The following is a 25,412-nucleotide window of genomic DNA, read 5'->3' as shown; positions in this document are numbered from 1 at the left end:
TTCGCAAAGAGACCGGGAACCACAGTGATACCGTACCGGCACCTCCCACAGTCCGGTCCGGTTTCCCATTAGTATTCTGTTTCTGAAAGGATTGCGATTTACGCGGTGCAGTCCAAATAACTACCCTGAATACCAGCGAAAAAAGAGGGGAAAGGCCTCTGCACTACCTTCTCACATCGCACTCCGGTAGATGGCAATAATCTCGTCCAGGTCTGCCTCTCTTGGATTGGTCAGGCCACAGACATCCTTCATGGCATTCTCTGCAAGAACCGGAAGGTCCTCTTCCTTCGCTCCAATTTCAGCAAGGCCTGACGGGATACCGATTGCAGCGGCGAGTTCTTTGATTGCACCGATAGACGCCTCAGCAGCTTCTTCGGTGCTCATTCCAGTAACATCTACCCCCATGGCCCGCCCAATGATGGCGAACCGTTGCGGTACAGCCTCTTTGTTGAATGACCCGACATGCGGCAGGAGAATCGCATTGCAGACGCCATGCGGGAGATTGTAGAAGCCGCCGAGCTGGTGCGCCATCGCATGCACATACCCGAGACTTGCGTTATTAAAGGCGATGCCTGCAAGGTACTCGGCATACGCCATCATTTCACGTGCTTCCATATCGGTTCCTTCACTCACTGCGCGGGGAAGGTATGTGGCAACCAGTTCAATGGACTTCAGTGCTGCCGCATCGGTCACGGGTGTTGCAATCGTTGAGACAAATGCCTCGACCGCATGCGTCAGGGCATCCATACCGGTCGCCGCGGTAAGAGACGACGGCATACTCACCATCAGTTCAGGATCATTGATGGCCACATCAGGGGTCAGTCTCCAGTCAACCAGTGCCATTTTTATGTGTCGTTTTGTGTCCGTGATGATGGAGAAACTTGTCATCTCACTTGCCGTACCAGCGGTGGTATTCACCGTAATAAGCGGCGGAAGAGGCTTCAGGGTATGACCAGTGCCTTCATAATCGCGGATTTCACCGCCGTTTGTGGCGAGAATCCCAATGCCTTTCGCACAGTCCATCGGACTGCCGCCGCCAACTGCAACAATCAGATCACAGGATTCACGTGCATACATCTCTGCACCTGCCTGCACACTGGTATCTGTGGGATTGGGTTCTGCTCCCGCAAAGACAGCGGATGCGACATCGGAACCCTTCAGAAGTGCCGCAATATTTTCAGCCAGTTCCTTCCCGTGTTTTGAAACGCCGCAGACAATAAGTGCCTTCGTTCCCCCAAGCTGTGTCGCCTGATTTCCAATCTCTCTAACGCATCCTGCCCCCATCAGAGCGACCTTTGGGTTATAAAACGTGTAGACCATTTTTTGACTCCTCCTTCTGGCATATCCAGCATATGCCCGTTTCATTCATAGAATCAGGATAGTATAAATCGGTTATCCCGCATATCCCAACAGATCTCCCAATATCCTCCCAGTGAATCAACAATAAAGGACTCTTCAGGTTCACCCCCTCTTCCCTCCGTGGACAGAAACAGAATACAGATGCTCCGTAGATACCGGCACGGGGAGAACAGGGGCAACACCAGCCCAGGGAAAGCATTTAAAAATCGGATTTCCGAAACAAAATCGCCGTCTAATTCGTAAATTTATACAAATGTATCCCAAAAAGTGACAAATTGTAATGAGTGAGCGATTACTCATTTAAACAGGGAGATGAAAATACTATTACGGATTTGCAAACGATCCGAAGATTCGGGAGGCATCACGTGAGCAGACATTTATCTGAAGAAAAACGCAGGGCGCTGATGGAGGCTGCAGTTGATCTCTTTTCAACCCAGGGATTTCATGCGACACCGACACAGCAGATATCGGAGCGTGCCGGTGTGTCAGCAGGAACACTCTTCCGCTACTTTCGAACAAAAGAGGATTTGATAGATTCCCTTTACAGCTCTATTCACCGGGCACTCGCTGATGCAGTGGATGAGGCCATCCGTCCGGAAATCCCGGTGGAAGATCAGATAAAAAATGTTAAACGGCAGGTGCTCCACTGGATGTTTGAAAATCCGAAAAAAACCCTGTTCTTTGAACAGTTCTCTTCCTCACCGAATATCACGGAAAAAGCAAAAGAAGAGGTTGTCATCCGGTTCTCTGCCCTTGATGATCTGTACCGGAAAGCAGTATCACGGGGGATACTGAAAGGAGTTAACAGAGAGGTGTTTCTCGCAAATTTCTGGTACCCGAACTTCATGCTGATCCATCTTCATACCATCGGAAAATTACAGAGCGATGTTGAAGAGACCATCGAACAGTCGGTTGCGTCTATGTGGTGCGGACTGGAGCAGAAACAGTGAAACAGGAAGAACCAGAGTTTGGGAAAATGGCATCACATACCTCGAGGGCTGTTATTTCAGGCATCCGCCGGAATATGCCATCATTTGAAGATAATCCAGAGAATATCAGGCGATTTACCATACAGTAATCTTTCGGACACAAAAAAACAGGAACAGTATACAATGGACAAAATACAGGGATACCGAAAAATGCTCCGCACAGGGGACTGGGTTAAATTTTATCCGCTCTTTCCACTCGCAGGGGCATGCCTCGCCGCAGGGATCACATCAGAATTAATTACCGTCTTTGCGCTATTCTTCTGCATCACCGCATATGGATTTGTCATCAACAATCTGTATGACGCAGAGATTGACAGTAAACATTCAGGTAAGGCAGAAACGGGGAAAAACCCCCTTGCTGACCGGGTTGTCTCAAAGAAGGAGACCATCGCGATGTGTGGAGTGCTCGCAGGAATACCACTCCTTCTATCACTCGCAATATCCGGCATAGGATTTGTCTTCACCCTCCTCTGTCTGATCGCACTGACGCTCTATTCAGCAACACCGGCACGGCTCAAGGACCGGTTTGCAGCAGATATTATCTGTCACGGTGTGATGTTTGGGGGATTGCCGTTTCTTACCGGATATGCCCTTGCCGGTGGCGGGATTCCGGAACTGGTATCTCTTCCTGCAGCTGCGGCGCTGGTCTGCACCTTCATCTGCTGTGAAGCACTGATTGCACATGAAATCATGGATTATCACGAAGACCTTGGCACCACGTATACGACCGTTGTTGGTATCGGTTTGAAAAACGGAGCGTTAATATTGGGTGTCTCTGCGATGCTCTCCATCATCACACTGGAACTGATGGCATGGTGGTTTACGGTCGACATTGTGGCGAACGCCGTGATATTGATGTTCCTTATCGCCTATCCTCTCTACAGTTGCCGGCAGATTCTGCTACCAGAGGCAGAACGAGGGTACTGCCTGTTCATGAACAATCGCATATTCCGCACCCGGTGAACCCTATGATATCAGTAATCATTCCCGCACTCAATGAAGAAGATACCATCCTTGCCTGTCTCCAGTCGCTAACAGACCAGACAATCCCGCGGGACTCCTACGAGATCATTGTTGTCGACGGCGGTTCCACGGATCACACCTGTGATCTTGCCGCAGGTCTCGCAGACAGGGTCATGTTCCAGAATCGGGCCGGTATCGGCGGGGCCCGCGGAGAAGGGGCTATGGCAGCAGCGGGTGACATCCTTGTCTTCACCGACGCCGACACCCGCCATCCGAACACCTGGCTGGAGACAATTCAGGAAGAACTCACCACCGACGGGTATGATGTCTGCACAGGACCCGTCCGGTTTTATGACCAAACCATCCGTTCGTGCGTCATACAGGGATGGCGGAAGAATTATCTCCTGCTTCATCATTTCGGGTTTTACTGGCTGATTGGGTCAAATTTTGCCGTGAAAAAGGATGCGTATATGCGGGCCGGCGGCCACCGGAACATATCCATCCTCGAGGATTATGACCTCTCGCTGCGACTCGCTGAAGCAGGCGTCCGGTGCACCTACGATCGCCGTACAGCAGTCCAGACCTCTGCACGGCGGCTGAAAGGAATTTTGCCGTATACCTGCATCTATATCACCGGATTTTATCACTACCACATCACCGGAAGTGAGGAGGGACTCCTGAAATATCCGCAACCGAGAACAATTACCTTTCAGCGATTTACCAAACCCACTGACCTGAAAGAGGCACGCCAGAAGATTGTCTCTGCCTGGTGCAAATTAATTCTGAACGGTCCACGATTCGACTGAAAAAAGGGGGGGATAAAACCCCTGACAATCAGATTTTTCAGGGGCATTGTGATTGAAATCGCGCTGCATTCTGGTATCGAACCATACCGGCAAATTATTCCGATGCATTTTTCAGCAATTCTCTTCTCTATCACATGTTCTGCGATTTCGCCCGTTTTTCGTCATTGCAACCGATCAGGTGCCGGTCTTTTGGAAAAACTGTCGATACCCACATCCTTATGTGTCAATCAACCAATAGTACGTTACCGAACCGTTCGGAAATGAACAAACATGAATGAAAATCAGGAGACACCGTGATCACACCATGAAAGGCGTTCTGAAATTTCCCACACAAGACGGCCACACACGGTCGCTTATCACCCTGTATGTCATGCATTCCCTGCATCGGGAACCGAAAACCGGGTATGACATCCTCAGGGAGATCGATGACGTGACCAAAGGAGAGTGGGTGCCCAGCAAAGGGACACTCTACCCAATGCTCCGCCACCTCGCAGATGAAGGGCTGATTACCCCCCATGAGACCGGCGCACGGGCAAAGACCATCTACGCCCTGACACCGGACGGAGAGAAAACCCTTGCAGAGCTCAAAAAATACCGGCACCAGTCGCATGAAAACTTCCGGCTCCTGAGAACCATCCATTCCGATATCTTCGGGAAAGAATTCGCATCCCTCGCAGAGAAGATGTGGGAGATACGGGAGAGTGTACGTGACCTCCCGGAGGATAAACACAAGGCGGCATCAGAGATTCTCGACACCTGTCTCAGTGCTCTCCGGGGACTGGAAGAAGAAACCGAAGAAGATGAGGGAGAGGGTGAGATATGACCGCGATTCACGTGGAAAACCTCACCAAACGCTTCGACGACTTCACGGCGGTCGACGGCATCTCCTTTACCATCGAACGCGGGGAGATCTTCGGCCTTCTGGGCCCGAACGGCGCCGGCAAGACGACGACCATATCGATGCTCTCCACCCTCCTTGAACCGACGACAGGCAGGGCGCTCATCAACGGCACGGATGTGACGGCCGACCAGGACGGCGTGCGCCGGGCCATTGGCATCGTCTTTCAGGACCAGAGCCTCGACGAGGAGCTGACCGCATGGGAGAATATGGACTTCCACGGCCGCCTCTACCGCATTCCGAAGGACATTCGGGAGAAACGGATCACCGACCTCCTGTGCCTCGTCGAGCTCGAGGAGCGCAAAGACAGTCTCGTGAAGACTTTCTCCGGCGGCATGCGACGGCGTCTCGAGATCGCACGGGGCCTCCTGCACGAACCGGCGGTCCTCTTCCTTGACGAACCCACCCTCGGTCTCGACCCCCAGACCCGCAACCATCTCTGGGACTACATCCATAACCTGAACGAAACCAGGGGGATCACCATCATCCTCACCACCCACTACATGGACGAGGCCGACCGCCTCTGCGACCGCATCGCGATCATCGACCACGGTAAGATCATTGCCCTGGACACGCCCGATGCCCTCAAAAGCCGGGTGGGGGACGATGTCGTCACCGTCACCTCGCCGGATGCGTCCCGCATCGCCAGAGAGGTCACGGCCCCATGGATTGCAGGGGCAGACCACCATGACGGTCAGGTGACACTTCGCCTCAAGGAGGCAGACACCCACATCACCGAGCTCATCCAGCAGTTCGGTGAGAACGGTTATACGATCACCGCGGTATCCGTCCGCAAACCCACCCTCGAGGACGTCTTCCTCCGCTTCACCGGCAAGACAATCCGCGAAGAAGAGGCGACGGGCCCGAACATTCTCCGGATGAAGATGATGGGGAGGCGCCACTGATGGATATCGTCTACACCCTCTGGCTGCGCAGCATCAAGCGTTATATCCGCTCGAAGAGCCGGATTGTAGGGAGCCTCGGGATGCCCGTCTTCTTCCTCCTCGCTCTCGGGTTCGGACTCAATGCGGTCGTACGGATTCCGGGCGGCGCCGGGGAGGACTATATCCAGTTCATCGTGCCCGGCATCGTGGCGATGAGCGTACTCTTCACGTCGGTCTTCTCCGGCATCCAGATCATCTGGGACAAGCAGTTCGGGTTTCTCAAGGAGACCCTCGTCGCCCCGGTCTCCCGGCTTGAGATCATGCTCGGTCAGACGGTCGGCGGGGCGACGACCGCGGTCATTCAGGGCGCAATCATCCTCGTGATATCCCTCTTCATAGGTCTCAGCATCCCGGGAGTCGCCGGGTTTGCCATCGCGTTCTTCTTCATGGCGCTCATCGGCATCTGCTTTGCGGCGTTCGGCATTGCCATCGCCTCAAAAATGGAGGATATGCACGGGTTCCAGCTCATCATGAACTTTGTCGTCTTCCCGATATTCGGTCTCTCCGGCGCTCTCTTCCCCATCGAGAGCCTGCCGGAATGGGTGGTGCCGCTGACACTCGTTGACCCCCTCACCTACGGCGTGGAGGGAATTCGCTACGGTCTCATGGGCACCTCCCCCATTCACCCCCTCGTGAGTGCCGCGGTTCTCGGTGTCTGCACGCTCGCGATGATCGTCATAGGTGCCCTGCTCTTCCGGAAGGCATCCATCTGAAAAAGAGTGAAACAGCAGGAGTAACGGAAAAAACCGATCCGCCATGGGGAGCCCTCCGGCTGCAAGGGGCTGCAAGGGCAGGCGGCAGGACCCCGGTACCAGCCCACCCGTCCTGCCGGCCGCATCCCGTCGGAATGCCGGACACCTCCGGTCAGATGGCGATCACCGGCTGCAGCAACTCCAGCGAATGGTCCAGAATATTCATACCGGTATCGATATGGCGTTTTTCAATCACAAGCGGCGGACAGAACCGGATCACGGATTCACCTGCGGGCAGCATCGTGAGTCCCCGTTTAAAAGACTCTGTCAGTACATAACTGCGCTCCTGTTTCGCGGGCTCTTTTGTCACCTGGTCACGGACCAGTTCTGCACCGATCATCAGTCCGATTCCCCGCACATCGCCAATTACCGGATGCCGTTTCTGCAGGGCACGCAGCTTCCCGGTCAGGTATTCCCCCATCTCCATAACATGCTCGCCAAATCCGGGCTGGTCCATGACGGTGAGGGTGGCAAGGGCTGCCGCACAGGCGGCATTATTCCCGCCAAAGGTGCTTGCATGCGATCCGGGTGGCCAGGTCATCACATCCTCTGAAGCCACCGTCACACCCAGCGGGAACCCGCCACCAAGGGCTTTTGAGAGGCAGACAATGTCAGGATTAATCCCAAACTGTTCTGAAGCAAGGAAGGTGCCGGTCCGGAAGCATCCCGACTGCACCTCATCGACGATGAGGAGAATACCGTGTTTGTCACATACCTCACGCAGGCGTTTTAAAAATGTCAGGGGCGGAACCACATATCCCCCTTCCCCCTGAATGGGTTCAACGATAATCGCCGCCACTTCCTCGGGCGACACCTCCATCGGGAATACCTCCTCTTCGATGTACTGGATGACATCCACATCACAGGCCTCTGTTTTAAACCCGAACGGACGGTAGGGATTCGGATACGGTACGTGGATGACCGGCAGAAACGGGCCAAAATATTTGCGCTGGATGACCCGTGATGCAGTCAGACTCAGCGCACCGAAGGTTCTCCCGTGAAATCCCCCGTAAAACGCGATAAAGTATTTCCGTTTGGTATGGTGGCGGGCCAGCTTCAGGGCTGCCTCGATAGTTTCGGCCCCGGAATTTGAGAGATAGACACGGTTCAGGTTATCCGGGAGCATGGAGACCAGTTTTTCTGCAAACCGGACAGGTGTTTCCGAGCAGTAATCCAGAAATGCCCCGTGGGAGAGCTTCTGCACCTGTTCGGTGACCGCCTGCACGACGTCAGGGTGGTTCCACCCGATATTCATCACCGCAATACCTGCAGAGAAGTCCAGGTAGCGGTTCCCATCCACATCCCAGAGATTCATGCCCTCCGCCCGGTCGACCACCAGCGGATATTCCCGCACCATCGACTGCGAGATGACCCCTGCATCCCGGCGGAGAATGGCCTGTGCCTGCGGGCCTGGCGGCCTGATTCGTATGAGAGGATCCATGGTGTAAGATACTATTCCTGTATATAATACCCGTCGTCATAACGGAGAGAGACTTTCATTGACGCAGGGAGTGACACCGCCTGCCCGGAATTCTGATTTTCAGATTTGGCCGGGACATACACGATTTTCCCGATAATTGGCAACCATCATGGCTATACTGAATAAACAGGCCGGGGAAAAGCACACCTGAGCAAAAAATGCTTACCCAAAACAGCAGCACATATTTGACTGATTATTTTAACCCTTCACTCCAAATACTCATATAATACGTACAGCATGGTTTTGACCCGGATCACCGTGTCATCCGGCATCAGGTTGCCGGGACTCGGGTATTACCGGGCCGAACAGCAGAAACTGTACCGTTTTGGTGAGATAACAATGCAGAGATCATCGGTCATACGGTTAATTCAGGTCATCATCCTCGTCGCGGTTATGATTGCAATCATCCTCTTAGCCATTCTTTCTACCGGTATTGGCGGAGGTTTGGGAGGAATGAGTACAGGGGACGGCACGGATGCGGGGCAAAAGAACAATTCACCCGATTCACCCTTTTCGGGGACGATCAGAATACTAACAACACCCGATATTCACAGCCATATCGGTGCAATGAATGACACCGATACCGGCACACGCATCGGAAGAATCAGTGCGCTGGCAGACCGGCTGGGTGAGGAAAACGATACCACCCTGTATCTCTTTGCAGGCGATCTCGGCGAGGGGAGCTTCTACCATATGTACTCCGGAATCCCCGAGGTGACTGCCTATTCAATGGCAGGATTTGATGCAGCTGTGCCTGGCAACCATGCATTCGACTTTTCAACCGGACTTTTTGAGGAATGGGCCACGAATGCGTCCTACCCAATCATCTGTGCCAATCTTGATTTCACGGACGCCACGTTCAACGATACGGTGAAGGATTACACCATCCTTGACGCCGATGGGGTACAGGTGGGAATATTCGGCATTATTACCCCCCAGCTTGAAAAAATCGTCATCCTTGATGATGATGTCATACTGCATGAAAACACGGTTGAAATCGGAAATGCAGCGGTGAAATCCTTAAAAGATGAGGGAGCGGATATTATCATCGCCCTCACCCACCAGGACAGGGATGAGGATACCCTCCTTGCCCAATCCGTTCCGGGCATTGACCTGATCATCGGGGGCCACGACCATCTCGTCTGGAACGAGACGGTATCCTCCGGTGACGGCAGCAAGACTCTCATCGTCCATGCCGGAAAATATGGCGAGGAGATTGATACCGTTGATATCACCCTTGAAAACGGCGTCGTTACCGGAACAACACTTCAGCGATACGAGATCACGGAGTCACTGCCGGATGATGCGTCCATCACCTCGTTTGTGACACCGTATTACGATAGATATACCGAAAGCCTGTCCAAAGGCATCGGATATACGACGGTCCCCCTTGACGTTCAGAAACAGACACTGCGAACAGGGGAGACGAATGCCGGAGACTTCATCATGGATGCCGTCCGTGGAAACGTCCCCGGTGTTGACATTGCCCTCCTCAATTCAGGGTCGATACGGGGCGACTGTATTATTCCGGCCGGGGAGATATCGTATCTTACCCTGAATGAGATGTTCCCGTACGAAAATCTGATCGTAACGGTGCAGATGACCGGGAGTGAGATAAAAGAGACGCTTGAGCGGTCCGCATCCGCACTTATCGTCACCGGCGACGGATGCCCCGGAGATGAACGGGCGCCTTCGGGAGGATTTTTGCAGGTGTCAGGCGTACGGTTTACCATCAATACCGGGGCGGAGACCTTCTGCATTGACTATGACACAGACACGGTGAAATCTGAGGGAGAGAGGATCGAGAACCTCTCAGTTGTGACGGAGTCCGGCAGCGTGGTGCCGATAGAGATGAAGAAGACCTATACAGTCGCAGTGAATGATTATATGGCCGGCGGAGGGGACGGATATACAAATCTGGGAGCAATTCCGGATGCGAGGAAATTTAATACCGAGGTTAACCTGATGGATCTCGTTGCGGGTGATATTGAGAAGAATTCCCCTGTTTCGCCGGGGACGGACGGAAGGATTGCAGTGGTGGGGTGATGGGGATATTCTCCTTTTTTCCCCGGTTTTCGGAATATCTGATTTTCTTAGGCTGAGCCTGCATTGTGTTTATTATAATTCCCATTCTGAAGAATCAGCCTGATTTTATTGCTATTTTTGGGGAATATTGTTAAGCTTTTAAAAATAAAATGAGATTTAAGAGCGAATGCAATTGTGACACCAGAGGGAAAAGCGAGAAAAACCATTGATGAGATGCTCCTTGCTGCGGGGTGGACAATCCAGGACAGGGATGAGCTGAACCTCGGTGCCGGAGCGGGCGTTGCAGTCCGGGAATACCCGCTTACGGAAGGCTATGCAGATTACCTTCTTTTTGTCGACAGAAAGGCTGTCGGAGTAATCGAGGCGAAAAAAGAGGGAACGACCCTGAGTGGTGTCTGTGAACAGTCAGACGGGTATCTCACCGGGAAACTTACAAATATCCCGAATGAACTGGGATTTCTCCCCTTTGGATACGAGAGTACCGGTAAAGAGACACTTTTCAGGGATTTACGTGACCCGGAGCCGCGTTCACGAAGGGTCTTTTCGTTTCTCAGACCAGAGACCTTTTCTGAACAAATGAAGCAGGAGAAGACGCTTCGCACACGGATGACTGAGTACCCCCCTCTGGTCACAACCGGTCTTCGCGACTGCCAGATTGAAGCGGTCACCAATCTTGAACGTTCGTTTGCAGAGGATCACCCCCGTTCTCTTATCCAGATGGCAACCGGTTCAGGGAAGACCTTCACTGCCGTATCGTTTATTTACCGGCTGATTAAGCACTGCAACGCAAAGCGGATCCTGTTTCTGGTGGACAGGACGAGTCTCGGGGTGCAGACATACAAGGAGTTCCAGATGTATGTCACACCCGATGACGGACGCAAATTCACCGAACTGTATAATGTCCAGCATCTTTCGGGTCAGAAAATAGATCCGGTGGGAAAGGTCTGCATCAGTACGATTCAGCGATTGTATTCAATTTTAAAGGGCGATGAAGAGTATGATCCGGAATCTGATGAGATTTCATCGTTCGAGCAGGGGATGGAGGATGCCAAACCAAAGGATGTCGTCTACAACCCTGACATTCCCATCGAGACCTTTGATTTCATTGTGACCGACGAGTGCCACCGTTCAATCTACAATCTCTGGAGTCAGGTACTGGAATATTTTGATGCGCATTTAATCGGTCTTACGGCGACTCCCTCGAAGCAGACGCTCGGGTTTTTCAACAAAAATCTGGTGATGGAGTATGGTTCTGAAAGAGCGGTTGCAGACGGCGTTAATGTCGGGTTTGATGTATTCCGGATTGTTACCGAGATCACCCAGGGCGGAAGCACCGTTGATGCCGACTTCTGGGTTGAGAAGAGAGAGAAGCTATCACGGGACAGAAGATGGGAGCTTCTGGATGAAGAGTTCACATATACCCAGAAACAGCTTGACCGGGATGTCGTCTCCTATGATCAGATTCGAACGGTCATGCGGACGTTTAAGGAGCATCTCTTTACATCGCTTTTTCCCGGAAGAAGCGAGGTTCCAAAGACGCTGATCTTTGCCAAGAGCGATTCACACGCTGAAGATATTGTCGAGATTGTCAGGGAGGAGTTCGGACGGGGGAACGATTTCTGCAAGAAGATCACCTACCGGACCGGCAGAAAACCGGAGGATATGATCCGGGAGTTCCGCTCTTCCTATAACCCCCGGATTGCAGTGACGGTGGACATGGTATCGACCGGGGTTGACATCAAACCGCTTGAGTGCCTGATATTTATGCGGGATGTGAAATCGCAGGTCTATTTTGAACAGATGCTTGGCCGGGGCACCCGGACGGTTGACATCACCGACCTGCACCAGGTGACAACGGACGCACCGGCGAAGGACCGGTTTATTGTGATCGATGCGGTGGGTGTCTGTGAGTCGTCGAAGAATCCGCAGGTGGTCATCGACAAGAAGCCAACGGTTTCACTGAAGAAGCTCCTTGAGTCGGTTGCGGTCGGAAACCATGATAATGCGACGATAACAACGCTTGCAACCCGCCTTGCGAGGCTTGACCGGCATATCGGTGACCGGGAGCGCGAAGAGATCAGTACTACCGCAGGAGCACCGTTTGGTGCGATTATCCAGTCCCTGTACGCATCCGTTGATCCCGATGAGGCAAAAGAGCATGCAGAGGAGATGTTTGCGACAGAAACACCGGATGCATCCCAGATACAGAAGGCAAAAGAATCCCTTGTCTCCGATGCATGCCGACCGTTTGACAGCCCCACCTTCAGAACGCTTCTGATTGATCTGAAGACCAAGTCAGAGCAGGTCTTAGACAAGGTGAGCGAGGACCGGGTGATTGAAGCCGGTTTTTCAACGGACGCAAAGGAGCGGGCCATTCTTACGGTTGCAAACTTTAAGCAGTTTATCGAGGAGAACAGGGACTCGATAACAGCGCTCCAGATCATCTACAGCCGCCCGACACGGGAGCGACACCTGACGTATGAACAGATCCGGGAGCTCTCGGACATTCTTTCCAGGCCCCCGTACGGGTTTACGCCGGACAGGGTATGGCAGGCATACGAGCAGGTGGAGAGAAACCGCGTCCGGGGTGCATCACCGCACCGGATGCTGACAGACATCATCTCACTCGTCCGGTTCACGCTCGGATGCGACGATTACCTGGAGCCATACAAAGAGACCGTGGAGCACCGGTTTGAGCGATGGATAGCCGAACAGGCGGAGGACGGCATCACCTTCTCACCAGAGCAGATGGAATGGCTCACGATCATGAAAGACCACATCGGTGCAAGCGTCTCCATCGGCCCGGATGACTTTGAGTACAACCAGCGGCTGATGCAGAAGGGTGGTCTGTTTTCTGCGTATCAGGCGTTCGGTGACGGGCTGAATGGGATTATGGCGGAGTTGAATGTGGTTTTGGGGGTATAACTTTCAGTCCGCCCGGCTAATTATAATAAGTAAAATCATACAAACAGTTGGTAAATTATGCCGGAATCAGGTCTTTCCTTCGAGGAGGAGGAAGCAATACGCAGTAAGTTCATTGCAATCCTTCTGAGCGGAGCAGACAGACCGATAAAAAATAAAATAAATTTCCAGAAGGAACTGTTCCTCTTCGCAAAATCATTTCCAAAATTTTTCGCGTTGTTTGAATTCATCCCCCATTATTACGGCCCATACTCCCAAAGTGCAGCAGACAGTATTGAAAATCATGATGATTATTTCGTGAGTGACACGAAGGGCATCTATCTGACCGCAGAGGGAAAAAATATCGCAGAAGAGTCATTATTAAATGAGTTCTCGACGGAAAACCGGGAAAAGATCATCATCAGTATGAATATTGTCCGGTCACTCTACGATTCTCTTACGAGTGACGAACTGATGTTTCTGGTGTACAAGACCTACGATTACACGGAAAAATCAGATAAAATTGACAGTCTCCTTGAAAAGAAGGAGTATCTTGCAGGACGGCTCCTCAAAAAAGGAGTCATCACGGAAAAGCGCTACCGGGAGCTGATTGAGGATTAGAACAAAACTGATCCCTGATTCATCTTTTTTCATCTGCTTCTTTGATGACCTTGAAGGTCTGATGGAGGAGACGGAGCGTATTAGTGTATTGTCTCTTGTTGCAACGAAATATTTCGTTGAAATCCCCGAACATGTGCAGTATGAAGCAGATTTACTGAACAGAAAATATGATTTTTCGGATTCAATTTCCGTCGTTTCCATTGATGATTTCGCATCCGGGGGACTCCCTTTCGAACCGCTCAGAATGGTAGTTGATCAAGGAGAATTTGAGGTCATTACCCTTTCCTATGTGCATAAGACAACACAGACGGATGATTTTATGTTCATTCTGGATGACGAGACTGCCAGAAAAAAGGTCCTACTTTATCTGCCATATTTGTCAGAGCATTTAATCGGAACCATTGGGTTCATGGCTCATTTGGAGGCAAAAAATTATCTAACATCTGAATTTACTATTAACATACTCAACTGCATTGGGGAGAGCAAATTCAGAATCAGCCAAAAAATTCTGAATTCTGCGATACAGGAGATTGAAGGAAGGAGATATGAGTAGTATTGAGATTCGCAATTTTGAAGCGGATGATTCAACACAGTTTACCACCAAAGATGTCAGGTTCAATCACAATACTTTGGAAACTCCCTTCAAAACACTTGATTTTAATGATTTAGGCTCATTACGGGATATTGCTTCACTTGAAAGAAGATGGCTTGACAAAAATCGTGTCATAGAAAAAAGCCGGAATGTAAAGTTGGATACCTTTGAAAAAGAAATTGACCGCCCGGACGCTCCATTTCTTTCGGAGAGTTATGATTCTTACAAGAGAATTCCCGTTCTTTCCAATAAATTAATTCTCAACACCCTGACACTTTCATTCAATCCATGCCGCATTCCTGATTATGAGGACAATTTGGGCAATTTCCTCGACATATATCACGGAAGAAGCGACATTTTGTTTGTTCCGAATATCAAAGTCAAGGAATATAATCCAGATACCAGTAAATCAGAGGTAGCAATAAAGACAGAGGATTACCTGAATTATGTTCACTGTGGATATGATTCCCTTAAATTCCGCAATTCAAAACCAATATTTGTCCCTGTTTCAACACGGTACGGTACGAAACCTACTGAAAAACTGGTAACAGAAATGCTTGACGCCGGGTACCGGAATTTCTGGTTTGATCTTGAGGGTAGAGCATCAGTCTCTGTCACTGCCCAACTACGAAAATTTCACCGCGTGGTTGATCGTCAGGGTCTCGATGACAAGGTCATTCTGTACGGGTCAAACATTAAGCGAGAGAGAAATCCCCACAGATCTGATTCAGCATCTGCGGCATCAGATGTGCTGGCAACCCCTCTGGGTTTTGATATTGTCGGGGTAAACAGAGATACCCAATCACCGTGGATAGGGGGGAATACCGGCTATACTCCACCTCCAAGAGAAGTCACCATTCAGCACAAGGGTAGATTATTTGACTATCATAACTATGAGTATGTCAGATATGCTGATTATCCGGATTCAAGAGATGTGCTAAACAGGTACGGAATCAACGTTACAGACTTAAACAGAAGGCCAAAGTTTTATTCCACCTTTGCCAATTCATTTGAACTGAATATGGAATTTGAACGGCAGAAATATGCTATGCAGTATGACAATTCCCTGATCAAGTATCTCGGCGAAAAGAGATCCATAACCGATAAAATCCTCAAGAATTTCGAGAAAGTTTCACCGCGAAGAGAGACGCCAAAAGTCACCCTTAATGATTTTATGTGACACAATAGTAGAGGACGGACACATCACAACTATGAATACCATTTTAGAGAATACTGAAGAATCACAGTCCGGATTGTGTGAGCTTCCTGATGGATGGATTATTACACAGGTCAATAATATCTATTCGATTAAAGGAGGAGGTACCCCTTCAACAAAAAACGATGAATATTGGGACGGGGACATTCCTTGGATAACAAGCGCAGATATTGATGAATCCCATGTAATTGTTCCCAGAAAGACAGTTTCAATACTGGGAATTCAAAACTCTGCGACAAATTTAGTGCCAAAAAACAGCATTATCGTAGTCACAAGGGTTGGTTTAGGAAAAATTGCATTAACAGAAAATGAATTGTGCTTCAGTCAGGACTGTCATGCACTGATATGCAATCAAAATTTGATCTATCCAAAATATGGTTTGTATTATTTGGCACAAAAAGTTCAATTATTTAAATACCATAATCGTGGAACTACAATTTCAGGTGTAACCACCAAACAGCTAAAAGAATTACCTTTTTTTCTCCCCCCTCTCCCCGAACAACACCGCATCGTGGAAAAGATCGAAGAGGAATTCACCCGGCTTGATGCAGGCGTATCGGCCCTGAAGAAGGCAAAGGCACTGATACCCAAATACCGGCAGTCAGTCCTGAAGGCGGCGATGTGCGGCGATCTGACCGAGGAGTGGCGGGCGGAGCATCCGGATGTTGAGAGTGCTGATGCTTTGGTGGAGAGAATTGAAACACAGTATCAGAAAACAAATGTACACACAAATAATTTACCGGATTATTCTCTTCCAGAAAGCTGGACATGGATAGATTTGGCCAATTTAGCTTGGGATTCAGGTTATGGTACTTCCATAAAATGTGATAGCAGTTGGGAAGGCCATCCAATTTTAAGGATACCAAATATATCAAACAATAAGATTTCCCTTGATAAATTAAAATATGCACCTGCATCTGAAGATTTGGATGAATCTAAAAAATTAGAGAAAGGCGATTTACTGATCATACGCACAAATGGAAGCAAGGATCTTATAGGTAGATCTGCTATTGTGATGTCAAATTTTGATTCACCTCATTATTTTGCATCATATTTGATCAGATATCGATTAATTGAGAGAGAAATAATCTGGCATTGGTTAGGATTAATTTGGAATAGTAATTACATTAGAAATAAAATTGAAAAGATGGCTGCAACTACGGCAGGTCAGTATAATATCAATCTTAAAAAACTGAACAGTTTATCATTCCCCATCCCCCCACTCCCCGAACAACACGAGATCGTCTGCGAAATAGAGCGGAGGTTCTCAGTCATCGACGAGATGGAAAAGGCGGTGGATGACTCGCTTGTGAAGGCAGAGCGACTCCGGCAGAGTATTCTCAAAAAGGCATTTGAGGGGAGGCTTGTACCCCAGAATCCTGATGATGAACCGGCATCCGTTCTTCTGGAGAGGATAAAGGCCGAAAAAGAGCAGCGGGCAGCGGAAGAGAAGTCCTGGAAAAGGGATCTAAAGAAGCAGAAAACAAAGAAAAAAGCAAAAACGAAATGAATTTTCAAAAATCTGCGAATTAATAATTCCGGTAGATATTCTTCCGGTGACCGACCTCAATCACATGAATCACCATCACATTATCCTCAATATTGAGAATCACCCGATAACTGCCAACGCGGAGAGAATAAAATGGAGGATTCTTGTTGCCTTTTAATTTTTTGACATATTTTTTAGGATTGTCTTCAGACGAAAGAGTCTTTAATTCAAGATAAATCTCTCTGGCAATATTTTTCGGAAGCTCGCAAAGACTCTTTTTCGCACGCCTCGTCAAAAGAACAGTATAGCCCATATCAGTTAAGACCCAGTTCTTCTGCAACGTCTTCTAAGGAATATACTCTTCCTGCTTTGATATCAGCCAGTGATTCTTCTATTGCCTGTATCGTTGCATCGCTTAATGGTTCATCATCGACGCAATCTTCAACTAGGCGCTTTATTACATCTTCATACGACTCCTTCGGATGCACCTTTAGCTCCGAGAGTTTATCCCTCATATCTGTGCTTATCCTGATTGATGTAATCAAAGACATACTGAGACATATGCACATATACATACATATACCTGATGATTGTTTCCATCCCGATGCTGATATCAGTGATTTTTCTAAGGAAAAGGCATGATATGGCTAAATAATCATCAAATACGGAATCAGGAAGCCTTGCACCCCGGAAAAAGATGTATCCACACAGACGCCCGGAGAGAGACGAACTCTTGTGAGAGGGCCTGCACGTCCTCCTGGAATAGCCGTCAATTAGAGAGCCCTCTATAGTTCCTGATCTGTCGGTTTTTTCACAAATAAAAGGCAATAAGTCCTGCAATTTTTTGGAATAAACCAGAACAGAAAATACGCCCATTTTGACCCCCGATTTACCAAAAAACAGGGGCAAAAAAGGGTGTTCCAGGAGTTGGGCAGAAGGGGGCAGGAGTGACCGGAAAGGGAAAGGAAAGGAGGAACGGGAGAACATGAGAAAACCAGAGAAAAGCGAGAAGCGGACGAAAACAGGAGAGAGGCAGTACCCATGTCTCTGGTATTCAGCCGGTTGCTTTCATCGTTCAAACCGCGATCTCATCTCCATCTCTCCTGAAAAGAATCTTCCCCTGCATCACTCTCTCATAAAATGGCCGGTCGCCTCTTCTCAGCTCCCTGAATTCATCCGGAGAGAGGATAATTGCAGAAAGTTTTCTCCCTCCGATATATTCAAACGAGTTGACAACCTGTGATGCCGCTTCCTTCTTATCCGTCTCGATAACGAGATCAATATCGCTTTCAGCGGTGTCATCCCCCCGTGCACAGCTGCCGAAGAGAATCACCCGAACAGCTGATTTTTCGAGCTCCTGCAATAGTTCGCGACACTCCAGAAGAGTGATGATAATCTTCATCTCTCGCAGAAGAGGACTCTCCATGTTTGCCCGGTAGGTAACAATTCTGCCCCGGACTTTTCTGATAAGAAGACCTGATTGTTCAAGTCCCTTTAGGGTCTCGCTGACCGGGCCAAGAGAAAGATTCAGCACTTTTGCAATCTCTCTGACATAGGAGGAATCGTTATAGTGTCTTCCCAGATGCCGGATGATGATGAACGATTTTTCCGAACATATGTTCGCCATAGAGAACATTCGTTCGTATATACGAACAATAGATATAAGAATCTATCCTGCCCTCCGGATTCCTGCATAGAAAGCAAAATGATGCACCATCGGTTGCATCCCATTCCAACACCCTAAAGCACTCACAAAATACAGAAATAGTCAGGCAACTATGGCATCCGAATCTGCGGCACTTGTACAAAAACTATGGAACTACTGCAACGTACTCAGAGACGACGGCGTAAGCTATGGGGATTACGTCGAACAGCTCACCTACCTTCTCTTCCTGAAGATGGCAGACGAACACAGGAAGCCGCCGTTTAACAAACCCTCAACCATACCGGATGAATACAGCTGGGAAGCACTCGCATCCAAAGAGGGAGATGCACTTGAAATCCATTATCGCCACACCCTCGAAACCCTCGGCAAGGCTTCAGGACTCCTCGGTGTTATATTCAGAAAATCGCAGAACAAGATACAGGACCCGGCAAAGCTCAGAAGACTCGTCGAACTGATAGGAAAAGAGACCTGGGTCGGCCTCGACATGGATGTCAAAGGCGAGATCTACGAAGGACTCCTCCAGAAGAACGCCGAGGATACCAAGAGCGGTGCGGGCCAGTACTTCACGCCACGGGCGCTGATTCAGGCGATGGTTGAAGTGACCGTGCCACAACCCTGTCAGACCATCGCAGACCCCGCATGCGGAACGGGCGGGTTCTTCCTTGCAGAACGCGATTACCTCGTCAAAACCTACCAGCTCGACCGGGAACAGTCCGTATTTTTAAAAGAAGAGACATTCCACGGAACTGAAATTGTCGACAGTGCCGCCCGCCTCTGTGCCATGAACCTCTATCTGCACGGCATCGGAAGCGACAAAAGTCCGGTCGATGTCGCAGACTCCCTCTTGTCAGAACCAAAAAAGCACTATGACCTCGTGCTGACCAATCCTCCCTTCGGCAAGAAAAGCAGTTACACCGTCATAAACGGCGACGGAAAGGTGGAAAAGGATAAACAGACCTACGAACGGGATGATTTCTGGGCGACCACATCAAATAAACAGCTCAACTTCCTTCAGCATGTACGGAGCATGTTAAAGATAAACGGGAAGGCAGCCGTCGTTGTGCCCGACAACGTTTTGTTTGAAGGAGGGGCAGGCGAGACAATCAGACGAAAACTTCTCTCGGAATGCGATGTGCACACCCTTCTGCGGCTTCCCACCGGCATCTTTTACGCACAGGGTGTGAAGGCAAACGTCATCTTTTTTGAGAGAAAGCCGGGGAGAGAAGAGCCCTGGACCGACACCCTCTGGATCTATGACCTCAGGACGAACAAACACTTCACCCTCAAGGAAAGTCCTCTCTCGCTCGATGACCTGAAGGATTTCATTGAATGCTATAACCCCAAAAACCGGTACGAAAGAAAAGAAAAGGAGCGTTTTAAGCCATATAAATACGAGGACCTGATAAAACGCGACAAAGTCAGCCTTGATATATTCTGGATTAAAGACGAGAGCCTTGAAGACACCGAAAACCTCCCCGAACCGGATATCATCGCAGGCGAAATTGCAGAAAATCTACAGACCGCAATCGAACAGTTTGCAGAGATATATGAGAGTCTAAGTAAAGGATAAACCCATATCAAAACTCTGATTCCGGAATCGTATCGTAGAAATATGGCACATCCGATGCAGATACCCGGATAATCAGATATATCAGAACATTATCTGATTCTGTCTTCTGTGAGGATGCACGAACGTCAACAAAACCGGCTGTTTGGCATCAGGGCCTGCAAAAAATGTGATTTTCAGGTTAAAAGTATGATCCGCCCCTCTCAAAGGCATCTCTTCTCTGTCGGGCCATCGCATAGAGTTCATCTTCAACAAGGGGTTCTCCAAGAACATACCCCTGCCACATACCGGTGTAGGGCTCTTCAGGAACGACAATAATTCCCTTGTTCTCCGAAACACGGTCCAGGATCAGCGATGCCGCCTTATCGGCAGGATATGCATCATCCGGTATCCTGAGTTCCCCGTAGGCCTTGCCGTCGATGCCTTTGTTGAAGATGGGCGTTGCAATGTTTGCCGGACAGATGGTTGAGAACCTGAGACCTTTGTCTGCATACTCGTACTTCAGGCATTCGGTCATGCCCGTAACACCATATTTTGTGAGGGAATACAACGCCTGGAAAGGAGGCGGAACGATTCCGGCAATGGAGGATGTGTTGACGATATGACCTTCGCCCTGCTTCAGCATCAGGGGAACGGCAGCGGAAACCCCGTATATGACACTCCATATGTTCGTATCGATAATGTTCTTCCAGTCATCGATCGTTGCCTGTTCGAACGGAATCGTCCCCCCGACCCCGGCGTTATTAAACAGAAGATCGATCCTTCCCGCCTCAGCCCCAACATGCTCCATTCCTTGCTGAACATCTTCCTGCTTCGTAACGTCCATAATGAGCTTTCGCACAGAATCGCCATACGAAGAAAACTCCTCTGCAGCCTTTGCAATTTTATCCGGACTTCTCCCGGCCAGGTAAACAACCGCCCCCCTCTTCAAAAGCTCATTCGAAATCGCATATCCGATACCTGAATTCGCACCGGTAACGATGCAAATCCTGCCCGTGTAATAATCTGAATCTACCATGATTTTTCCTCCTTTTCGATTTATTCATCGTATTTATTCAATGACCCGTGCTCCCATGGCATGAAGAAAGGTCTCACCCTCAAACAACACCGACTGTGAAATCTTTTTAACCGGCAGTGCCGCAAGACTGTTGACAATATAATACTGGACGGGATTCTGCATGGGAGTCAGAGTCGTCCATTTCAGGCTTCCCGTTCCGGCCACCGCACGCTCGACCTTCATCCCCTGCGGATAGAGAACGAACTGGCTTAGTTCGGCACCCGGCGCCCCGACCTTCGGGATATATCTCCATCCGATAGTATTCACCGATGAAAACCCTGAACGTATTGCATCCAGTCCGGCGCCGGTTATCTCCTCTTCGGCTTCAAAATCCAGATTAAGAAATGTGCTCCCTTCATAGCTGACATTAGTCATATAATGCGGCTTTAGGATGTGCAGGTCCTCAATATCGGCATAGATCTTGGGAATCCCTGTCTGTTCACGCCCGCCGAGAATCGGTGCAGTCTTGTTCTCCCAGACAACCAGCGTGTATGACCCTTCGAGTTCGTCCTTCCTGCCGCTGAAACGAACAGGTGATGCGATATTGACAAGATTGTACTGCCCTCCCTGCATCCAGTCAATCTCCGTGAATTTACTGAATATTACCTGCACTTCGGGAGAGAGCAACTCAAATTCTGCGGGAATATACTGTTCCAGAAGTTTTCTGTCAGTCTCAAAACTCATTGCAAGTGTTGTCGTTTTCTGGCTGACAACTTTGTCAGGATCGAACCTGCCGCCCCCGAAATGAACCGGCATTAAGTATGTGAAATCATCTTGCACTTGAAACATAATGTCACTGTTTTTTTATAAATACAAAAACCAATCCCCTGGTTTGCGGAATGATCTTCTGTTGAATAAACGGTCATATCCGGACAAATTCGCCAACATATGCCCGAATACTAAAAATCGTCCGGATAAAATCACAAATTATAACTCATCAGTAAAATTACAGATAAATTATGCATCAAAGGGCAGGATTCGGATAACCGGCCGGGTGCACAGGAGGCAACAGGGGTGGGACAGAACAATGATACCGGGAATACTACAGGAATAGACAGGGATTATTTCGGAGATCTCTCTTTTGAGGTCATAATTCTCTCCATCTTCGGTATTTTTATGCTGATTTTTGGAACTCTTTTGTTTAAAATCCATACCGGCGAACTGCCATACACGCCGGACAGCACATACGGTCTCTTTCTGGTCATTGTCTCCCTGCAGATCATTGTACTGGGAAGAACTCCGTTCGGTGACCTCCGCCGGTCATGGATCGTGATCATCATAGGAGTCTGCACCACCGCAGTCGGAATGACGGCATGCTTCATTCCCGGTTGCCTTTCGGATTTCGTAAGGATTCTGGTAGGGTCAATCTTATTTGCCGGAGGAATTGCACTTTTCATTCAGCTCTGTCTTGCTGAAGAGAAAGCAAAGCAATGGCTGAGTGTTTCAGGAATCCTCCGGCACCTGACTCTTGCATGCGCACTCGTATACATCATATCGGCAGTGCTTGGGCTCGTCACACTTCTTCCCGGAATCACCGGAGATACACTCACAGCAGTAATTCTTCTTGTCTACGGCGTGTGCATCTTCTATCTTGCCTACTGCATCCATGTAACAAATACTACCTATCCACAGGAAGAGGAAAAATACCTGCCCGAATCATCGAAGAAACGGTCACCGGTTTTTTCCGAGGCGGCAATCCCCCTTCAGGTAGCAATAATAATTCCTGTCGGATTCCTGCTCATCCTCCTTGGAATTCTCCTCATCCCGGTAAACCTGGGAATGATCCCCTTCTCTCCCGACGGCCAGCTGGGTCTTTTGATGGTGGTAATGGCAGTCCAGATGCTGGCGCTAGGAGAGACGCCTGCCGGAGGATACAGGCGTTCATGGCTGCTTATGGGAATCGGAGTAGTTTTTGCCGGATTGGGCATCATCTCATGTGTGGTTCCGGGAATTTTTACCGGAGTTCTGACCGGGCTCATCGGATTTTTGAACATAGCAGGCGGTGTGATTCTGCTCCTGAAGCGTTTCGGGCCGACGCTTCTCAGCCATGAAAAGACGGCGGCAAAGCAGGCCCCCCTGCCTCCCGTGCTGAAAAATCTGTACATTACCCAGACGATCCTGAATTTCGTCTCGATTGGTTTTGGAGCATCGATGTTTCTGCCGGGAATCATTCCGGGCATGGTCATTGCCGGGATTCTTGTTGTAAACGGTGTATTAATCATCGTACTGGCGTCGGCCGTCCTTACGATTGACAAAATGCAGAGGGAAGGGATGACAGGACAGGCCTGAGAATCCACATTTCAAGCGGGATCAGGTTTCCAGACAGAGAAGAGATTACTATTTACCCCCACACCATCTTTATCGACGATGAATGTCGTCAGGTCACACTCTCATGGCTCGATAGTGCCTTTCAGTGAATGTTCCTCCCGTCCGGCCTCCGATAATTCCGCATTCCAATCATAATTAGACAAACTTCTGATCCATCCAATTCCAATCCCCTGAAACATCCACACATAACAGAAATCGTCCGGCAGTGATGACATCCAATCTTCCGCACTCGTACACAAAAAGCAGGAGTGAACGTTACTCCGGCCGGCACGCAGCGACCTCGTCCCTGAAGAGCCAGTTGCGAAAGGCAATAGGTGTTGCAACCGTCGTCAGGATGCTCATCACCACAATTGACGCATAGATGTCCTGCCCGATCAAAGAGAGATTCAGGCCGAGGAGGGCGACGATCATCGCGACCTCGCCCCGCGGGGACATCCCGAATCCGATAGCAAGCGAGTCCCGCGTTGAATAGCCGAGGAGCCGGGCAGGAATCCCACAGCCGATCACCTTCGTGAGAATGGCCACGACCGTGATAGCGCCGATGAAGAGCAGCACCGGCATCGTCAGTACGGTCAAATCAACCAGTACCCCGAGCGAGACAAAGAAGACGGATGCAAAGATGATATAGAGATATTCAGCACCCTCCGCGATGTCATGGCTGTGCGTGAGATTCAGCCCGTTAATGGATACCCCCGCGATAAAGGCACCGATGATCGCAGAAACCCCAACATACTCTGAGAGCGCCGCAAAGAGAAAGGCTACCATCACCGCAAAAATGAAGACAAACTCGGGATAGCGTTTTGCGATCGTGCTCCCGTCCATCCGCTCGATGAGCCGTGAAACCACATAGATACCCGCGAGGGCGAGAAGCACCAGGAAGCCGATCTGTTTTCCGATGACAAGGGCGATATCCACGAGAGAAACGCTGCCTGCCGCGACGTCGGCCGTAACCGAGAGGGCAAGCAGACTGAGAATGTCGTCAATAACTGCGGTGCCGATGATGGCCTTCGCAAACTCCGTATCCAGAATGCACATCTCTTTCAGGACGTTGGCCGTAATAGCAATGGACGTCGCAGTGAGCGCCGTTCCGATAAAAAGTGCACTCCCCGTGCCAAATCCGAAGGCTACCGCAGTCAGGTACCCGCCGATCCACGGGACGATGATGCCGATGAGCCCCATGATACCGTACCTGATATTCGTCAGGTCCGAGAGTTTGAACTCAAATCCGATGACAAACATGAGGATGACCGCACCGAGGCCGGCGATGGCCTGCACGAATTCGGTATAGGTGATCAGGCCGAGAACCGAGGGGCCGACAACGAGACCGAGCAATATCTCGCCGACGACCGCCGACTGGTTGATCCTTGAGGCGAGCAGATACCCGCCAAGCGCAAAGAAAAGCAGGAGCGTCATCTGAAGTTCGACAGGTGGCACAATTCCGACACTCATCCCACACCATGGGTCAGTCTGCCATATCAGCGTATCGGTAACAAATACCGGAGGAATCAGGAAACGGTCCCCGTTGAATATTTGGAGCTCTTTGACGGAAGGGAGACTGCCAAATCAACAGTTCGCCCGGTTCATCCCCCGGACTTCCTGTCCACCAGGAATGAATAATAGACCCTTAATTTAAAGCCCATACCAATATTTGAACAACCATTAAATATGAAATTGCAGAAACAAGAGATAAAACATAAATATTAGAATAAAATATCCCAAAGCTTTATCACAAAGGGAA

General features: G+C 49.7%; 22 protein-coding genes. 14 read left to right on the top strand and 8 right to left on the bottom strand.

From position 1 onward, the window contains the following. Window positions 1–171: 171 nt before the first annotated feature. Window positions 172–1,320, bottom strand: a complete 1,149-nt coding sequence (locus OU421_RS08625; protein ID WP_268185691.1) for an iron-containing alcohol dehydrogenase — start codon at window positions 1,318–1,320, stop codon at window positions 172–174. Between the two features lie 404 nt (window positions 1,321–1,724). On the opposite strand from OU421_RS08625, the gene OU421_RS08620 reads away from it, so the two are divergent. From OU421_RS08620 to OU421_RS08595, 6 genes are all read left to right on the top strand, one after another. Next, window positions 1,725–2,309 (top strand): TetR/AcrR family transcriptional regulator, encoded by a 585-nt coding sequence (locus OU421_RS08620; protein ID WP_268185690.1) that lies wholly within the window; start codon window positions 1,725–1,727, stop codon window positions 2,307–2,309. A gap of 162 nt (window positions 2,310–2,471) precedes the next feature. Continuing rightward, the gene (locus OU421_RS08615; RefSeq protein ID WP_268185689.1) at window positions 2,472–3,311 is read left to right on the top strand and encodes a UbiA prenyltransferase family protein; all 840 of its coding nucleotides are present in this window, start codon (window positions 2,472–2,474) and stop codon (window positions 3,309–3,311) included. 5 nt (window positions 3,312–3,316) lie between these two features. Then, entirely contained in the window at window positions 3,317–4,117 is an 801-nt protein-coding gene (locus OU421_RS08610; RefSeq protein ID WP_268185688.1) for a glycosyltransferase, read from the top strand. Between the two features lie 304 nt (window positions 4,118–4,421). Beyond that, a complete protein-coding gene (locus OU421_RS08605) occupies window positions 4,422–4,940 on the top strand; it encodes a PadR family transcriptional regulator (RefSeq protein WP_268185687.1) in 519 nt (172 codons plus the stop codon). Beyond that, entirely contained in the window at window positions 4,937–5,920 is a 984-nt protein-coding gene (locus tag OU421_RS08600; RefSeq protein ID WP_268185686.1) for an ATP-binding cassette domain-containing protein, read from the top strand. Before OU421_RS08605 ends, OU421_RS08600 begins: the two co-directional genes overlap by 4 nt. Further along, window positions 5,920–6,672: an ABC transporter permease gene (locus OU421_RS08595; RefSeq protein ID WP_268185685.1), complete on the top strand. Its 753-nt coding sequence runs from the start codon at window positions 5,920–5,922 to the stop codon at window positions 6,670–6,672. The genes OU421_RS08600 and OU421_RS08595 overlap by 1 nt, the downstream gene beginning before the upstream one ends. Before the next feature lie 151 nt (window positions 6,673–6,823). On the opposite strand, the gene OU421_RS08590 is transcribed toward OU421_RS08595, so the two are convergent. After that, a complete protein-coding gene (locus OU421_RS08590; protein WP_268185684.1) occupies window positions 6,824–8,152 on the bottom strand; it encodes an acetyl ornithine aminotransferase family protein in 1,329 nt (442 codons plus the stop codon). Between the two features lie 276 nt (window positions 8,153–8,428). Between OU421_RS08590 and OU421_RS08585 the strand changes: the two genes are divergently transcribed. The 6 genes from OU421_RS08585 (at window position 8,429) to OU421_RS08560 (ending at window position 17,077) form a co-directional block, all read left to right on the top strand. Next, window positions 8,429–10,237, top strand: coding sequence for a bifunctional metallophosphatase/5'-nucleotidase (locus OU421_RS08585; RefSeq protein ID WP_268185683.1), 1,809 nt, complete (start codon window positions 8,429–8,431; stop codon window positions 10,235–10,237). Between the two features lie 174 nt (window positions 10,238–10,411). Beyond that, entirely contained in the window at window positions 10,412–13,162 is a 2,751-nt protein-coding gene (locus tag OU421_RS08580) for a type I restriction endonuclease subunit R (protein WP_268185682.1), read from the top strand. A 57-nt stretch (window positions 13,163–13,219) separates the two neighbouring features. After that, window positions 13,220–13,759, top strand: a complete 540-nt coding sequence (locus OU421_RS08575; protein WP_268185681.1) for a hypothetical protein — start codon at window positions 13,220–13,222, stop codon at window positions 13,757–13,759. Between the two features lie 61 nt (window positions 13,760–13,820). Continuing rightward, window positions 13,821–14,312: a hypothetical protein gene (locus OU421_RS08570; protein ID WP_268185680.1), complete on the top strand. Its 492-nt coding sequence runs from the start codon at window positions 13,821–13,823 to the stop codon at window positions 14,310–14,312. Then, complete coding sequence (locus OU421_RS08565; protein WP_268185679.1) at window positions 14,305–15,531, top strand: hypothetical protein; 1,227 nt, start codon at window positions 14,305–14,307, stop codon at window positions 15,529–15,531. Before OU421_RS08570 ends, OU421_RS08565 begins: the two co-directional genes overlap by 8 nt. A gap of 31 nt (window positions 15,532–15,562) precedes the next feature. Further along, window positions 15,563–17,077, top strand: a complete 1,515-nt coding sequence (locus OU421_RS08560) for a restriction endonuclease subunit S (protein ID WP_268185678.1) — start codon at window positions 15,563–15,565, stop codon at window positions 17,075–17,077. 19 nt (window positions 17,078–17,096) lie between these two features. On the opposite strand, the gene OU421_RS08555 is transcribed toward OU421_RS08560, so the two are convergent. The 3 genes from OU421_RS08555 to OU421_RS08545 form a co-directional block, all read right to left on the bottom strand. After that, window positions 17,097–17,369 (bottom strand): type II toxin-antitoxin system RelE family toxin, encoded by a 273-nt coding sequence (locus tag OU421_RS08555; protein ID WP_268185677.1) that lies wholly within the window; start codon window positions 17,367–17,369, stop codon window positions 17,097–17,099. Window position 17,370: 1 nt separating this feature from the next. Next, entirely contained in the window at window positions 17,371–17,607 is a 237-nt protein-coding gene (locus OU421_RS08550) for a DUF7557 family protein (protein ID WP_268185676.1), read from the bottom strand. 524 nt (window positions 17,608–18,131) lie between these two features. After that, window positions 18,132–18,683 (bottom strand): nucleotidyltransferase domain-containing protein, encoded by a 552-nt coding sequence (locus OU421_RS08545; protein WP_268185675.1) that lies wholly within the window; start codon window positions 18,681–18,683, stop codon window positions 18,132–18,134. A gap of 151 nt (window positions 18,684–18,834) precedes the next feature. On the opposite strand from OU421_RS08545, the gene OU421_RS08540 reads away from it, so the two are divergent. Next, entirely contained in the window at window positions 18,835–20,292 is a 1,458-nt protein-coding gene (locus OU421_RS08540) for a type I restriction-modification system subunit M (protein ID WP_268185674.1), read from the top strand. Window positions 20,293–20,470: 178 nt separating this feature from the next. On the opposite strand, the gene OU421_RS08535 is transcribed toward OU421_RS08540, so the two are convergent. After that, window positions 20,471–21,307: an SDR family NAD(P)-dependent oxidoreductase gene (locus OU421_RS08535; RefSeq protein WP_268185673.1), complete on the bottom strand. Its 837-nt coding sequence runs from the start codon at window positions 21,305–21,307 to the stop codon at window positions 20,471–20,473. Between the two features lie 33 nt (window positions 21,308–21,340). Beyond that, on the bottom strand, window positions 21,341–22,135 hold the full coding sequence (locus tag OU421_RS08530) for an acetoacetate decarboxylase family protein (RefSeq protein ID WP_268185672.1): 795 nt from the start codon (window positions 22,133–22,135) through the stop codon (window positions 21,341–21,343). A 225-nt stretch (window positions 22,136–22,360) separates the two neighbouring features. Here OU421_RS08530 and OU421_RS08525 point away from each other — a divergent pair, with 225 nt between their 5' ends. After that, window positions 22,361–23,635, top strand: coding sequence for a hypothetical protein (locus OU421_RS08525; RefSeq protein WP_268185671.1), 1,275 nt, complete (start codon window positions 22,361–22,363; stop codon window positions 23,633–23,635). A gap of 294 nt (window positions 23,636–23,929) precedes the next feature. Here the strand turns inward: OU421_RS08525 and OU421_RS08520 are convergent, their stop codons facing one another. Next, window positions 23,930–25,123 carry a cation:proton antiporter gene (locus OU421_RS08520; protein ID WP_268185670.1) on the bottom strand — a complete coding sequence of 398 codons (1,194 nt, stop codon included), beginning with the start codon at window positions 25,121–25,123 and terminating at the stop codon, window positions 23,930–23,932. Window positions 25,124–25,412: the final 289 nt, after the last annotated feature.

This window comes from Methanogenium organophilum (assembly GCF_026684035.1).
Classification (GTDB): domain Archaea; phylum Halobacteriota; class Methanomicrobia; order Methanomicrobiales; family Methanomicrobiaceae; genus Methanogenium; species Methanogenium organophilum.
The sequence above is the reverse complement of the archived record's forward strand: the minus strand, read 5'-3'. Positions and strand labels throughout refer to the sequence as shown.